Origin of the sequence: Acinetobacter junii CIP 64.5, from assembly GCF_000368765.1 — a bacterium.
Classification (GTDB): domain Bacteria; phylum Pseudomonadota; class Gammaproteobacteria; order Pseudomonadales; family Moraxellaceae; genus Acinetobacter; species Acinetobacter junii.
This window is the reverse complement of sequence record NZ_KB849653.1, coordinates 212,952-225,759: the sequence shown is the minus strand read 5'-3', so window position 1 is coordinate 225,759 and position 12,808 is coordinate 212,952. Positions and strand designations below refer to the sequence as shown.

At 39.3% G+C, this 12,808-nt stretch carries 15 protein-coding genes and 1 pseudogene; 3 read left to right on the top strand and 13 right to left on the bottom strand.

The window, feature by feature from the left end; genetic code table 11:
- Positions 1–175: 175 nt before the first annotated feature.
- The 3 genes and pseudogenes from F948_RS01060 to F948_RS01050 all read right to left on the bottom strand — a co-directional run.
- A pseudogene (locus tag F948_RS01060) lies at positions 176–601 on the bottom strand (cation:dicarboxylate symporter family transporter); the annotation flags it as partial.
- A 118-nt stretch (positions 602–719) separates the two neighbouring features.
- Entirely contained in the window at positions 720–1,922 is a 1,203-nt protein-coding gene (locus F948_RS01055) for a TIGR03862 family flavoprotein (RefSeq protein ID WP_004958716.1), read from the bottom strand.
- The gene (locus F948_RS01050) at positions 1,915–2,559 is read right to left on the bottom strand and encodes a class I SAM-dependent methyltransferase (protein ID WP_004958714.1); all 645 of its coding nucleotides are present in this window, start codon (positions 2,557–2,559) and stop codon (positions 1,915–1,917) included. Before F948_RS01050 ends, F948_RS01055 begins: the two co-directional genes overlap by 8 nt.
- A gap of 90 nt (positions 2,560–2,649) precedes the next feature.
- Here F948_RS01050 and F948_RS01045 point away from each other — a divergent pair, with 90 nt between their 5' ends.
- The gene (locus F948_RS01045) at positions 2,650–2,841 is read left to right on the top strand and encodes a DNA gyrase inhibitor YacG (protein ID WP_004916696.1); all 192 of its coding nucleotides are present in this window, start codon (positions 2,650–2,652) and stop codon (positions 2,839–2,841) included.
- On the opposite strand, the gene F948_RS01040 is transcribed toward F948_RS01045, so the two are convergent.
- The 5 genes from F948_RS01040 to F948_RS01020 all read right to left on the bottom strand — a co-directional run bounded on the left by F948_RS01040 (position 2,838) and on the right by F948_RS01020 (position 7,266).
- Positions 2,838–3,482, bottom strand: a complete 645-nt coding sequence (locus tag F948_RS01040) for an MBL fold metallo-hydrolase (RefSeq protein WP_004916699.1) — start codon at positions 3,480–3,482, stop codon at positions 2,838–2,840. The two genes, F948_RS01045 and F948_RS01040, sit on opposite strands and share 4 nt — an antisense overlap.
- Before the next feature lie 30 nt (positions 3,483–3,512).
- Positions 3,513–4,529 carry a ferrochelatase gene (gene hemH, locus F948_RS01035; protein ID WP_004958710.1) on the bottom strand — a complete coding sequence of 339 codons (1,017 nt, stop codon included), beginning with the start codon at positions 4,527–4,529 and terminating at the stop codon, positions 3,513–3,515.
- Positions 4,530–4,598: 69 nt separating this feature from the next.
- Positions 4,599–5,627: a DUF4062 domain-containing protein gene (locus F948_RS01030; protein ID WP_004957594.1), complete on the bottom strand. Its 1,029-nt coding sequence runs from the start codon at positions 5,625–5,627 to the stop codon at positions 4,599–4,601.
- A 110-nt stretch (positions 5,628–5,737) separates the two neighbouring features.
- Positions 5,738–6,610, bottom strand: a complete 873-nt coding sequence (gene murI / locus F948_RS01025) for a glutamate racemase (protein WP_004958706.1) — start codon at positions 6,608–6,610, stop codon at positions 5,738–5,740.
- Between the two features lie 44 nt (positions 6,611–6,654).
- Positions 6,655–7,266: a DUF1285 domain-containing protein gene (locus tag F948_RS01020; protein ID WP_004958703.1), complete on the bottom strand. Its 612-nt coding sequence runs from the start codon at positions 7,264–7,266 to the stop codon at positions 6,655–6,657.
- A 187-nt stretch (positions 7,267–7,453) separates the two neighbouring features.
- Here F948_RS01020 and F948_RS01015 point away from each other — a divergent pair, with 187 nt between their 5' ends.
- Positions 7,454–9,166, top strand: a complete 1,713-nt coding sequence (locus F948_RS01015) for an electron transfer flavoprotein-ubiquinone oxidoreductase (RefSeq protein ID WP_004916716.1) — start codon at positions 7,454–7,456, stop codon at positions 9,164–9,166.
- Between the two features lie 78 nt (positions 9,167–9,244).
- Here the strand turns inward: F948_RS01015 and F948_RS01010 are convergent, their stop codons facing one another.
- The 5 genes from F948_RS01010 to F948_RS00990 form a co-directional block, all read right to left on the bottom strand.
- A complete protein-coding gene (locus tag F948_RS01010; protein WP_004916718.1) occupies positions 9,245–9,436 on the bottom strand; it encodes a zf-HC2 domain-containing protein in 192 nt (63 codons plus the stop codon).
- Positions 9,430–10,047: an RNA polymerase factor sigma-70 gene (locus F948_RS01005; RefSeq protein ID WP_004958699.1), complete on the bottom strand. Its 618-nt coding sequence runs from the start codon at positions 10,045–10,047 to the stop codon at positions 9,430–9,432. The genes F948_RS01010 and F948_RS01005 overlap by 7 nt, the downstream gene beginning before the upstream one ends.
- Before the next feature lie 16 nt (positions 10,048–10,063).
- Positions 10,064–10,795 (bottom strand): HvfC family RiPP maturation protein, encoded by a 732-nt coding sequence (locus F948_RS01000; RefSeq protein ID WP_004958695.1) that lies wholly within the window; start codon positions 10,793–10,795, stop codon positions 10,064–10,066.
- The gene (locus F948_RS00995; RefSeq protein ID WP_004958694.1) at positions 10,792–11,658 is read right to left on the bottom strand and encodes an HvfB family MNIO-type RiPP peptide maturase; all 867 of its coding nucleotides are present in this window, start codon (positions 11,656–11,658) and stop codon (positions 10,792–10,794) included. The genes F948_RS01000 and F948_RS00995 overlap by 4 nt, the downstream gene beginning before the upstream one ends.
- A 65-nt stretch (positions 11,659–11,723) precedes the next feature.
- Positions 11,724–12,029 carry an HvfA family oxazolone/thioamide-modified RiPP metallophore gene (locus F948_RS00990; RefSeq protein ID WP_004916729.1) on the bottom strand — a complete coding sequence of 102 codons (306 nt, stop codon included), beginning with the start codon at positions 12,027–12,029 and terminating at the stop codon, positions 11,724–11,726.
- Between the two features lie 161 nt (positions 12,030–12,190).
- Here F948_RS00990 and F948_RS00985 point away from each other — a divergent pair, with 161 nt between their 5' ends.
- On the top strand, positions 12,191–12,805 hold the full coding sequence (locus F948_RS00985; RefSeq protein ID WP_004958691.1) for an HvfX family Cu-binding RiPP maturation protein: 615 nt from the start codon (positions 12,191–12,193) through the stop codon (positions 12,803–12,805).
- Positions 12,806–12,808: the final 3 nt, after the last annotated feature.

Genomic DNA, 12,808 nt, shown 5'->3' with positions numbered 1-12,808 from the left:
CCAATGATCAAAAACTTCATTGATGACTTTATTCTCGATAAAAATCATCTGCTACCACAGAGAATCTATAAATAATAGTGCGTAAGTCCTAATATATTTAAACCTGTAAATTTCAGGATTCCACCTAAAATAACAAGTACAAACAAAATACAAGTCACATAAAACAATAAGACTAAAATGTTTTAGGAATAATATGTAATAAGAAATCTGATCCCGAACTCATCGTGTGCGCACGTTCGGTATAAACATTTAAATCCTTTCTATCTAACTGGGTGATATCAATATTCATACCAACGCCAGGTTTGAAGACATATGCAATCACAATTCCCAAAACCAAAGCAATACTGGTCACAATCTCAAAATATAAAATCGTTTTTGCGCCAACCTTCCCCATTTTTTTAAGATCATTTGCTCCATACAATCCAAGTACAACTACACAGAAAACAATAGGCGCAATAAGCATCTTGATCAGTGCAATAAAGCCATCACCTAGCGGTTTTAAAGCTAAAGAAAAATCGTGAAAACTGATTCCAATGATAATACCGAGAATTAACGCAAAAATGACTTGAAGAAATAGACTAGATTTGAATCTCTGCAACATTGAATATTCATATATCAAAAAGACAAATCTCAACTTTGCAAGAAACTCGCCAATAGATAAAAATCGCGTTATTTAAAACATGAAAAATACATTAAATTTATAAACACTTTTTAAAACATTATCTTAGAGTGTCAGATATTAAGTATTGATGTACTCCTGTTCCTGCCGCTCGCCCAGTTGCAAAACAAGCAGTGAGTAAATATCCCCCTGTTGGTGCATCCCAATCCAGCATTTCACCACAACAAAACACAAAAGGATTTGATTGCAACTGTAATTGAGAAGACAAAGCGATCTGTTTAACACCACCCGCACAGCTAATGGCTTCTTCGATTGGACGAAAGCCATCAAGTGAAATATTCAGGTTCTTGATCTGCTGAGCCATCTCTTTTGCATCTGACCATATGCTTTTATTCGTGACTTCACGTAACAGATTAATTTTGACGTGATCTAAGCCTGCTTTTCGCCAAATATTGGTTAGGGATTGCTTTTTATTGCTGTGTAATTTTTTTTCTAATTGTTCGGCACTGACATCTGGCAATAAGTCCAGATGCAATATGAAAGGTTGCTTTTGATGATTCAAAGCTCTTAAATCACGCCCTAATTTATAAATCACACCACTTTCAAAACCATAGTGAGTAATCACAATATCACCATGCGTTTTATTTTCTGCATTCACCCATGCATCAACGCGTTTAAGTGGTTGTCCAAAACAGTCTTGCATAAATGGTGACCATGCTTTCAATACACCTGCATTACTGGCTTGAAAAGGTTCAATTTGATTTTCAGACAACCATTGTTGCCAAGCACCATCACTGCCTAATTGTGACCATGAAACAGCACCACAGGCCAATACAATCGCATCATAATGATCAGTGTAACATCCTGTTTGGTTTTCAATCGTTAACTGATTCTTGGTCACATCGACACAACGATGACGATAATAAAACTTCACCCCATCACCTGCCAATCGTTTTAGCCAAGCACGGAGTAAAGGAGCTGCTTTCATCTCGGTCGGGAAAATTCGCCCTGAACTCCCCACATAGGACTCAATGCCTAAACCTTTCATCCAGTCTTGAATCCACTGCGCATCCCAATGTCTCACCCATGGACTTAACCACGCTGCGTGATCATAGCGTTGAATAAAAGTATCGATTGGCTCAGCATGAGAAATATTCAAACCTGTTTTCCCAGCCATAAGGAACTTACGCGCTGCTGAAGGCTTCTGCTCAAAAACGTCAATTTGATAATCATATTGGCTCAATACTTCAGCAGCCATCAAACCTGCTGGGCCAGCACCGATAATCGCAATACGTTTAGACATCAGATTGCTCTTGAACATTTTGACCTTGCAAAGGTGCAAAATCATCAAAACGAGTCGAATAATTTTCAGGTTTTGTGATGATCAACTGTTGGCAAAGTTCACCACGTTCCAAGTATTTGACTTCAAAATGTGTACGTGCAGAGTCTGTTGCTATTTTTTGCTTTTCATAAGGCAACTTCCACAATTGAATCAATTGCTGTTCAGCTTCATCAATATACTCTTCAATATTACTCGCTAAAGTAATGGTGCCATTCGGCTGAAGACGTGAAAGTAAAAACTCAAAGAACGGCATATTTAACCAACGCTGTGCTGGATTATGGGGTTCTGGGTTTGGATAAAGAATAAAAAATTGTTCTACCTGTGCAGGATGCAAAGCATGTACGACCCAAGGCAAAGCATCAGCATGTATCGGGTATAAATATTCACGTGGTTCAAGCTGATGCTGTTTTTGCATCGCTAAAAATTTTTCTTTAGTTCGTTCGATAGCATACAACGTCGTTTGCGGATTTTGCCCTGTGAACAGTAAAGCATGTTTACCCTTACCCGCACCGATTTCAACACAAATCGGCTTATTCGGAATCACCTGAAAATCACGTGGTGCTTGCATTCGGTGCGCTTGAAATTGACGAATCGACATATTCACATCAAACTATCTAGAAATCGGCATAAGTCTAACAATTCACTTTGCTTTTGCCTAATCTATTTGTTTTTGATGTAGGAATTTTCTATGCCACGTACATTCCCCTGCCCACGTTGTGGACAAGACAGCACTTGGGAAGGTAATGAATTTCGCCCATTTTGCTCAGAGCGTTGTAAGCTGATTGATTTAGGGGCTTGGGCAAACGATGAATATAAACTGCCTACCCAAGACGCACCTCAGGCAGGCGATAAACGTCATGAAGATGAATACGAGGATTAGCCAGCTTTACTTGCAACGAATGGGTTGAATTGTTTCTCGTAACCGATTGTGCTGATTGGACCATGACCCGAAATAAACTGAGTTTCATCAGGTAAGCTAAAGCATTCTCTTTTAATCGAATCGAGTAACTGCTGATGATTTCCTTTTGGAAAATCTGTACGTCCAATCGAGCCTTTAAACAACACATCACCCGTCCAAAGCAAACCATGCTTTTGATTGTAAAACATCACATGACCAGGTGTATGTCCTGGTGCAAAACGCACCTCGAACTCGTCTTCACCCAGTTTTAAGGTTTCACCACCTTCTAACCACTGATCGACTTTAACAGGTTGGGGAATTGGGAAACCATAACGTGCTGAGACTTCTTGAATCATATCTAACCAGAATTGGTCTTCTTTATGCGGACCAATCACAGGAATTTTCCAAGCTTCAGCCAATTCTCCTACAGCACCAGCATGATCAAGATGTCCGTGAGTTAACCATAATGCTTTAACGGTTAAACCCAAAGCCTCAACTTCTTTTTTTAGTACTGCTGCATCGCCACCTGCATCAATCAAAACCGCCTCTTTGCTTTCACTGTCCCATAAAATTGAGCAATTTTGAGCAAATGCGGTAACAGGAACAATTTTGACTTGCAGCATAAAAAACCTCTGGCGTGAAAGAAGATCGTCTTAACGATGAGCTAAGGTATGAGTAAGAGCATCAAGATTAGCCTGAACCAGACTTGCAAGCAAATCTATATGTGCTTGGTCAGTATTTAATGCAGGAATATAAGCATATTCTCCACCACCAGCGTGTTGGAAAGTTTCTTTATTTTCAACTGCCAATTCTTCTAATGTTTCCAGACAATCTGCTGAAAAAGCAGGACTCAGCACTTGTACAGATCGAACCCCTGCTTGTCCCCATTGTTCCAATAAAACATCGGTATAAGGTTTAACCCACTCTTGTTTACCAAAACGAGATTGGAAACTGATTGCCCATTCATCTTCATTTAAATGCAATGCTTCAGCAACCAATTTTGCGGTCATACGACAACGATCTGCATAAGGATCACCTTTGTCTGCATAAGGCTGAGGAATACCATGAAATGACATCAATAATTTTTCAGGTTTTCCGTGCTGCTCTTGATAAGCAAGCACACTATCCACCAAAGCTTGAATGAATAATGGATGCTGATAATAATCTTTGATCATGGTTATTCCAGGCAAATGGCGCTGATTTGGAATCCATCGTGCAAAAGCATCATATAAAGGCGCAGTCGATGTCGCAGAATATTGCGGGAATAATGGTAATAAAATCACATGCTCTTGAGGCACTTTCTCAAGTTGCTCAAATACTGCATAAATGCTTGGTTGACCATAAGTCATGGCAGGCACAACCGTTAAGTCAAATTGATGATTTTCATCTAGCAAACGCTGTTTTATCAATTGTGTTTGTTTGAGAACAATTTCACGCATTGGTGAGTCAGTTGACCAAACTGTGGCATACGCTTGAGCAACCCGTTTTGGGCGAAATGGAAGAACAAAAGCATGTAGAATCACCCACCAAATAAATTTTGGTATTTCAATTACACGCGTGTCAGATAAAAATTGCTTCAAAAAACGACGTACTGCTGGTGCAGTCGCTTCGTCGGGCGTACCTAAATTTGCTAAAATCACAGTGACTTTTGGTTTTGGTGTCGCTGACATAGATCGTTTCCGCTATAGCTGAATTTCTTCAATTACTTTAGCAGCTTTATGATTCTTTTTTAAATTGGTTTAATGCATTGTTTTAAATTGAAAAACCCGATTACTATCTAGGACATTACTTTCCAATAGCTTTTGAGCTTTATGCGTCAGCTGCCATAACATACGTTGGCGATCATCACGTCCCGTAGGTACAATCCATTCATTCTGACGCATTTGCATTTTTATCTCATGCAAAGCACGTATATTGATCTGTGCTCTTGAAACGGCGTGTGCTCTTGGCATCTCTTTACGCGCATCCTCCAAACCTGTTTCATTTAAATATTCATTCATACGTTTTGAAAAATATTCTTCAGGAGTTGGACTAACAAAAGATGAACCAAGTACATTGAGCAATTGTGCCCATGTTAATTTACGGAACGTTTTGATGTCTTTAAAATTACCATCTTGATAGGCATGCATACGATATTCAAAAGAATAAAGCTCATGCATTGAAACCTTAGGTAACATTGAAATTGGATCTGCTTCACGACTACCCATCTCAGTTTCGAGTTGTTTTAGTTTGGCGCGTAAACTATCGATCTCATCTTGTAAAACTTGAGTGTTCTGAGGACGTACCCAACCTACCACAGGATAACGCTCTAACATTTGTGGCATGCTCGAACGAACAGCTAGTTCCAAATCTCTTAAGGTACGGTATGTAAATATTTGATCAACATCATGCTGTAGCTGTTTTCTAAACTCTTTAAATTTTTCTTTTAATTCAGGTTTATTATCTTGCAATTGTAAGTCACGCGAGTCGGGATCTTCATGCATAAATACAATCACAGGTTTTTGCTTGGTCATCGCATAGATATACTCTAAATGCATATAACCTACGCCAGACACAGATTGTTCTCCATACTGGCTGCCAAGCAAAATCACCACGTAATCGCAGTCATCAATTTGACGTCGGGCGATCGATGTGCTCAATGGCGTGCGTTGTTCCAAGCCCCAAGAGAAAAAGCCCATTCCCACCAAAGTTTGAGTCAGTACTGCTCGCTCTGGTTGCATTTCATTGCCAGACGTAGAAATAAAGACTTGATAACGAGTATCTTGCATAGCCTGTGCCCCACTTCACTTATCCATAAGTTTAAGCTAAACCGCCCAAAAACCTATTAACAGATAACCCCAAATAAAATTTTAAATATGGTATGAGTCGAGCTTAATATCTAAACTTCATCCAAATTATTGATTGTCCACGTCAATTGTGACGACATAAGATGCTGAACTACGGGATGTAACTCGACTGCATTCTGTCCACTAACGAAACATTCAATACGTGTAATATTATGACTTATTTTGTCACATAATAACCTATTTTTTATTAAAATATACGCTGTTTGTCGCGCAACTGCTTGTCCTGAATCGATTAATTTTAACTTTTCATTAAAAATCTGACGAATAGCATCTTTCAAAAATGGATAATGAGTGCAGCCTAGTACAAGAAAATCTGCACCCTGATCTACCACTGGTTGCAAAATATTATGAAGCTCAACTAAACATGCTTCACTCATCTGCTCTCCCGCCTCTACAAAAGGCACAAGTTTGAGGCTCGTAACAGTTAAAACCTTCACACCTGCAGGCTCAGCAAACTTAAGCATGACTTCTTTAATTAACTTACCACGAAACGTTGCAGGTGTTGCTAGCACAGCGACGACTTTTGATTGCGTCTGAAGTACAGCAGGTTTCAACGCTGGCACTAAGCCTACAATCGGAAAATGCTCACCATAATGTTCACGCAGATAATCCAAACTAAATGCTGATGCAGTATTACAAGCAACGACGGCGATTTTGCAACCTTGCCTATAAAGCCATTCAATTGCTTTTGCTGTTAGCTCACGAATTTCTTGATCAGAACGCGCCCCATAAGGTACATGAGCGGTGTCAGCATAATAAAGAATGCGCTCATTGGGTAAATGAGAGGCAATTTCTTGAGCAATCGACAAGCCTCCAATCCCAGAATCAAATACACCTATCGGAGCATCTGAGGATGCATGAGGCATAGGATTTAATAACTCTGCGATAGGTTGAACAGCTGTCATACACGAAAACGTAGTGGTGGAATATCTCTGTTAAAGATTAAACCTCAGGTGCTCAAATGCAAGACTAAATCACCACTTTTTAATGTTAAAACAGCTTCACCTTGTGAATTTTCAGACAAAGTGCCGTAATTCACGAGATGATAAAAACTTTGACGCTGAATCAAGGCATTGATTCCAAATCGAACATGAACATAAGGTCTTAACTCACCTGCATATTCACGCATAAAAATCGGATGCTGTTCATCCACAATGACGACATCTTGATTACTGGTCGTAAGTTGTAGATATTTTTTTCCATTTAGTTCTATTTGATCAGCTTGATTGATGAGTAAAGGCTCATCTTCAACTTCAATTTCAATCTGTTCAACTGGTGTTTTTAAGTAGAATTTTCCATCTTCTTTCCAAAGCACTTTACTAAACAGATCCAAGAGTGCCTGACGCTTAACCAATTGACCTTCGTGCCACCACTCTCCATTGGCTTTTACTTTCAAATCCATTTTGCCACAATGCTTTGGATGCCATTGGTCTAAAGGTGGAATTGACCTTTTGTGACTTTGCTGTACATCTTTTAAGTATTGTGCAATGTTCATTAAGTTTTTATCATCAGACAACACGATTTTTCCTGTATTCTGTGGAGAATCATTTTCATTTATCATAGTTTATGCCTTGCTGACGGGAAAATATGACCACTCAGCCAATTGGCGAGATCAAGGTTTAAAACTATACTATCCCAAACGTTTGCAAGCGCAATAGATAGTTTTGTGCTTGGCAATTCAGAACACTCATGGCAGCACCGAATAGCAATGATTACGGTTGCCACCCTTAAAATATGAGGAGTCCTACATGGAACACATCGAACGTGAAGCGATGGAGTTTGACGTAGTGATCGTAGGCGCTGGACCTGCGGGTTTATCTGCTGCGATTAAAATTCGTCAATTAGCGATTGAAAACAACCTACCTGACCTTTCAGTCTGTGTGGTTGAAAAAGGCTCTGAAGTTGGTGCGCATATCCTTTCTGGTGCTGTACTTGAACCACGTGCCATGAATGAATTGTTCCCGAACTGGAAAGAAGAAGGCGCTCCGCTGAATGTTCCTGTAACGGATGACGAAACTTATTTCTTATTATCTGATACTAAAGCACAAAAGATGCCGTATTGGATGGTTCCTAAATCAATGCACAACGAAGGGAACTATGTCATTTCTCTTGGTAACGTTGTTCGTTGGTTAGGTCAAAAAGCTGAAGAATTAGAAGTTTCTATTTTCCCTGGTTTTGCTGCATCTGAAGTACTTTATCATGAAGATGGTACTGTAAAAGGCATCCAAACAGGTGATATGGGTATTGGCAAAAATGGTGAGCCAACACACAACTTTACTCCTGGTTATGAACTTCATGCGAAATATACATTATTCGCTGAAGGTTGCCGTGGTCACCTCGGTAAGCGTTTAATTGCTAAATACAACTTAGATAAAGATGCTGATCCACAACATTACGGTATTGGTATCAAAGAACTTTGGGAAATCGATCCTGCAAAACACAAGCCTGGTCTTGTAATGCATGGTGCGGGTTGGCCTTTGTCTGAGACAGGTTCTGCAGGTGGTTGGTGGTTATATCACGCTGAAAATAACCAAGTTACTTTGGGTATGATTGTAGACTTATCTTACGAAAACCCTCACATGTATCCATTCATGGAAATGCAACGTTGGAAAACACACCCAACGATTAAGCAATTCCTAGAGGGTGGTAAGCGTATTTCTTACGGCGCGCGTGCGGTAGTGAAAGGTGGTTTCAACTCTTTACCTAAACTAACATTCCCAGGCGGTTGCTTGATCGGTGATGATGCTGGTTTCTTGAACTTCTCAAAAATCAAAGGCTCACACACTGCAATGAAGTCAGGCATGTTATGTGGCGAGGCTGTATTTGAAGCTATCGCTGCTGGTGTAGCAAAAGGTGGTGATCTTGCCATTGCTCGTGTACTTGAAGGCGATGATCATTTTGCTAAAGAGTTAACTGCTTATACAGATAAATATAACAACTCTTGGTTAAAAGAAGAGTTATATCAAGCGCGTAACTTTGGTCCAGCGATGCATAAGTTTGGTACATGGATTGGTGGTGCGTTCAACTTTATTGACCAAAATGTCTTTAAAGTACCATTTACATTACATGACTTAAAACAAGACTTTGCTGCTCTTAAAACTGTAGATGCGTCAACATTCAAACCTAACTATCCGAAAGCTGATGGTAAGTTAGTATTTGATCGTTTATCTTCTGTCTTTATTTCAAATACTGTACACGAAGAGAATCAACCAGCTCACTTGAAGCTGACTGATCCATCTATTCCAGTCAACGTAAACTTACCAAAATGGGATGAGCCTGCTCAACGTTATTGCCCTGCTGGTGTTTATGAAGTGATGGAAAATGATGACGGTTCTAAACGCTTCCAAATCAACGCTGCGAACTGTGTACACTGTAAGACTTGTGATATTAAAGACCCATCACAGAACATTACATGGGTAACGCCAGAAGGTGGCGGTGGTCCAAACTACCCGAATATGTAATTTTTAATTTGTGCTGAAACTCAGTTTTTAGTACGAATTAAGCTAAGAAAGCCTCATGAAATATGAGGCTTTCTTATTTTAATCTTTCTGTTTTTCATCAAATTTTTTATATTGTTTTGATAACAAACTTAAGCTCTTCATCTGCTTGCCAAAACGTCGACACGAACTACACATCACCACATGAAACTGTAAGGCACTCATTTCTTTGAAGTTCAGTGTCCGATCTTGTTTTTCTGAAAGCAATTGGGTCGCTTCTCGGCACGTCAACATGAACAATCCTCCTGAAGTAACCATTTGTTTTCTAAGCATTCACGTAGTCTGGTTCGACTGCGATACATTAAAACGTTCAAGTTTGAGACACTTAGCTCTAATTTCTCACAGATTTCATCTGAACTAAGTTCTATCATTTCCCGCAACATAAACACTTGTGCATACTTTGCTGGTAAATGATTCAAACAGGTATCGAAAATCATCCAAAAATCTTGCTGCTCCATCATTTCCTCAGGATTCAACCATGCTTTTGGTCTTTCTGATTTTTGCCAATGCCCTGAAGCATCAAACAACTCATCCACGCTTCGCTCATTTTCTTCCGTATCAAACAATTCAGACATACTGACTAAACGTTGCTTCTGACGAATCAGATCAACAATTTTATTTTTTAAAATAGCAAATACCCATGTTTTAAATGCTGATCGACCAGAAAAAGAACCTGAATGTTGTAAAGCACTGACTAAAGCTTCTTGCACAACATCCTCAGCTTGATGAAATGAAGAAAGTTGCAATACTGCAAATTTCATCATTTGTTGTCGTAGTTCCATCAGAAAATCATCGTTATACAGTTGCTGCGATGCATTAGCATTCGATGTTGTCATTTCAGGCATCGCGTTTCTCACTATGCTAGTCAGGTTTGTATAACAATTCTAAGCGGATCAAATCTTCTGCAAGTTCATCCAGTTGAGTATTCACTTCACTGAACGATAGATCAGGAATTATTTGCTGGATAAACTCAGCGAGTGCTATTCGCGGCAATGGTTGTTGTGCTAATTGCTCTATTAGATAAGCGGTTAATGGAGTCAATAATTCAACACAAACCCGATCATGTTTGTTTCGCCAAACCATGATGGCACTTGGAGCGGGATCTTTGTTAATTTGATTGATTGACCACTGGTAAACAGGATATTGATACACCAACACCCAAACTTGTGTAGTCAGCTGCCAATTTAATTCGGCATTCAAAGTAACATCTTCAATTTCAAGTGTATCCAAGTACAGTTCAAGCCATTCGTATTGCAACAGCTCAGTAAGCCACGGATATTCAAATAAAATAGGATGCTGTTTTTCTGTGAGAAACTCTCTGAATTGCAATGAGATATCGTTATAAAGCGGAGACTGATTCTGAGATTCTCGAAAAAAATCCGCCAGTAACTGTTGCCATTGCTGCTCAGGCAATAAAGATCGAGCCACCGGATAAACCAAATTGATAAATGAGCAAACATTGTTGAACAACAGTTCTCGATAAACTTGCATACGATCCAAAGCAAAAGACACTGCTTTTACTGAATTTGGATCACGCAGCCAGTTACAAAAAACATGTTGGGTCTGCTGAAAAGTATGCTCATTCATACTCATACATTCACCCCATCGACCAAATTCTGGCTCATTCGGATTAGTGTATGTTGATTTGAATATTGATGCTGTAACTGCTGAATCTTATTCAATTCACTCTGAAGTTGCTGCCATGTTGGGATATTAAAATCGCGCTCTAATAACGTTGGTTTCACACCACAAAACTGATAAGTGTATTCCAACAATGCCCACACGGAATCACATACTTCAGCACCATGCGTATCAATGAGTAAATCTGTACTCACCTGTTCATGCCCTGCTATATGTAAATAACGAATACGTTGTTTCGGCATCGCTTCAATGAAAGCATAAGCATCTGCTTGGTGGTTGATACTATTTACATAAACGTTATTCACGTCCAACAATAATTCGCAATCTGCTTGTGTGATGACTTCACGGACAAAGTCTGCCTCGGACATTTCAGCATTCGGCATAAGATAAGTAGAAACATTTTCTAATACTAATCTTCGCCCTAAAATATCTTGAACTTGAGAAATTCGTTCCACTACATACTTCACAGCAGCTTCAGTCATTGGGATAGGCAAGAGATCGTATAGATAGCCACCATCATTGGTATAACTCAGATGTTCCGAATAAATCTCGACTTGATAAGTATCTAAGAATTTTTTTATTTGATGAATAAAATCAATATTTAAGGGATGAGGACCACCAATCGACAAAGAGAGTCCGTGACAAATTAATGGAGATTTTTCTACACACTGAGCTAGAAGTTTCGCATGTCGACCACCAAAGCCCATCCAATTTTCTGGAGCAACTTCAATAAAGTCAGGATGGTGAGTCACACCTAAAAATGCCTCGATAAAATCTCGTCTTAGACCAAGACCCACACTTGTGATTGCATCCATAAAGAATCCTTTTGGTGAATGACAGCCATCTTTTTAGATGCTGTCATCTACCGTCTGCATAAGGCTTAATGAGCGCCACACTTCCCATCAGCCACTTTTTTGTCTGCTCCACATTTTGCATCTGCCATCTTTTTGTCTGCACCGCATTTAGCATCCGCAGCTTTTTTATCTGCGCCGCATTTTGCATCAGTAGTTTTGTGTTGTTTTTTCGCTTTATCTGAACCACATTTCGCTTCACCACATTTTGCATCTGCAGTTTTAGTCACATGTGTTTCAGTCGTCGTCGATGCTGCCGAAACTTGGGTTGCTGCACCAACCATAGATAATGCAACTAAAGCGGCAACCGAAGTCATTGAGTTTAATTTATTCATTGTGAAGTTCCTTTTAAGTAAATATTGCTTTTGTACTAGGTACATAAAATTAGACGTGCGAACAATCAAATTATTACAGTCAAATTTAGATTTTTTTTGTGTAAGAAATCAAAAATTCAAACGACTAATAACTAATAAAACTTATTCGTTGTGAATTTCTCATGAAAAATCTAATTTATTCTTTACATAAACGCTATCAGAATTTGGGTTCCAACTTAAATTATTTTGATGGAATCGCTTCTTTAGCGCTTCGCCTATATTTAATTCCTATTTTTTGGATGGCTGGACACAATAAACTACAACATTTCAATGATACAGTTGAATGGCTTGGCAATAGTGAATGGGGCTTGGGCTTACCCTTCCCATTGGTTATGGCTAGCCTTGCAATTTCGGCTGAGTTAGGTGGTGCTGTCTTACTTGCCTTAGGTCTTGCAACGCGACTGATTTGTATTCCATTGATCATCACTATGCTGGTCGCTATCTTTACTGTACACATTCAAAATGGATGGCAAGCGATTGCTGATCCACACGCTCCTTTTGCAAATATGCAAGTGATTGAATCGGCTGAAAAACTAGAGAAAGCGAGAGAGATTCTGAGCACTTATGGAAATTATGATTGGCTTACATCAAGTGGCTCATTTGTCATATTGAATAATGGCGTTGAGTTTGCAGTGACCTATTTGGTTATGTTGGGTGCACTACTGGTTCTTGGCGGTGGAAGATATGTAAGTTGTGATTACTGGATCAGTCGAAAACTAATTAAATCAAAAAGATAGGTG

Coding starts and splice junctions, on each gene's coding strand:
- F948_RS01055 (WP_004958716.1), bottom strand. CDS start 1,922: ATGTCTAAACGTATTGCGATTATCGGTGCTGGCCCAGCAGGTTTGATG.
- F948_RS01050 (WP_004958714.1), bottom strand. CDS start 2,559: ATGTCGATTCGTCAATTTCAAGCGCACCGAATGCAAGCACCACGTGAT.
- F948_RS01045 (WP_004916696.1), top strand. CDS start 2,650: ATGCCACGTACATTCCCCTGCCCACGTTGTGGACAAGACAGCACTTGG.
- F948_RS01040 (WP_004916699.1), bottom strand. CDS start 3,482: ATGCTGCAAGTCAAAATTGTTCCTGTTACCGCATTTGCTCAAAATTGC.
- hemH (WP_004958710.1), bottom strand. CDS start 4,529: ATGTCAGCGACACCAAAACCAAAAGTCACTGTGATTTTAGCAAATTTA.
- F948_RS01030 (WP_004957594.1), bottom strand. CDS start 5,627: ATGCAAGATACTCGTTATCAAGTCTTTATTTCTACGTCTGGCAATGAA.
- murI (WP_004958706.1), bottom strand. CDS start 6,610: ATGACAGCTGTTCAACCTATCGCAGAGTTATTAAATCCTATGCCTCAT.
- F948_RS01020 (WP_004958703.1), bottom strand. CDS start 7,266: ATGATAAATGAAAATGATTCTCCACAGAATACAGGAAAAATCGTGTTG.
- F948_RS01015 (WP_004916716.1), top strand. CDS start 7,454: ATGGAACACATCGAACGTGAAGCGATGGAGTTTGACGTAGTGATCGTA.
- F948_RS01010 (WP_004916718.1), bottom strand. CDS start 9,436: ATGTTGACGTGCCGAGAAGCGACCCAATTGCTTTCAGAAAAACAAGAT.
- F948_RS01005 (WP_004958699.1), bottom strand. CDS start 10,047: ATGCCTGAAATGACAACATCGAATGCTAATGCATCGCAGCAACTGTAT.
- F948_RS01000 (WP_004958695.1), bottom strand. CDS start 10,795: ATGAGTATGAATGAGCATACTTTTCAGCAGACCCAACATGTTTTTTGT.
- F948_RS00995 (WP_004958694.1), bottom strand. CDS start 11,658: ATGGATGCAATCACAAGTGTGGGTCTTGGTCTAAGACGAGATTTTATC.
- F948_RS00990 (WP_004916729.1), bottom strand. CDS start 12,029: ATGAATAAATTAAACTCAATGACTTCGGTTGCCGCTTTAGTTGCATTA.
- F948_RS00985 (WP_004958691.1), top strand. CDS start 12,191: ATGAAAAATCTAATTTATTCTTTACATAAACGCTATCAGAATTTGGGT.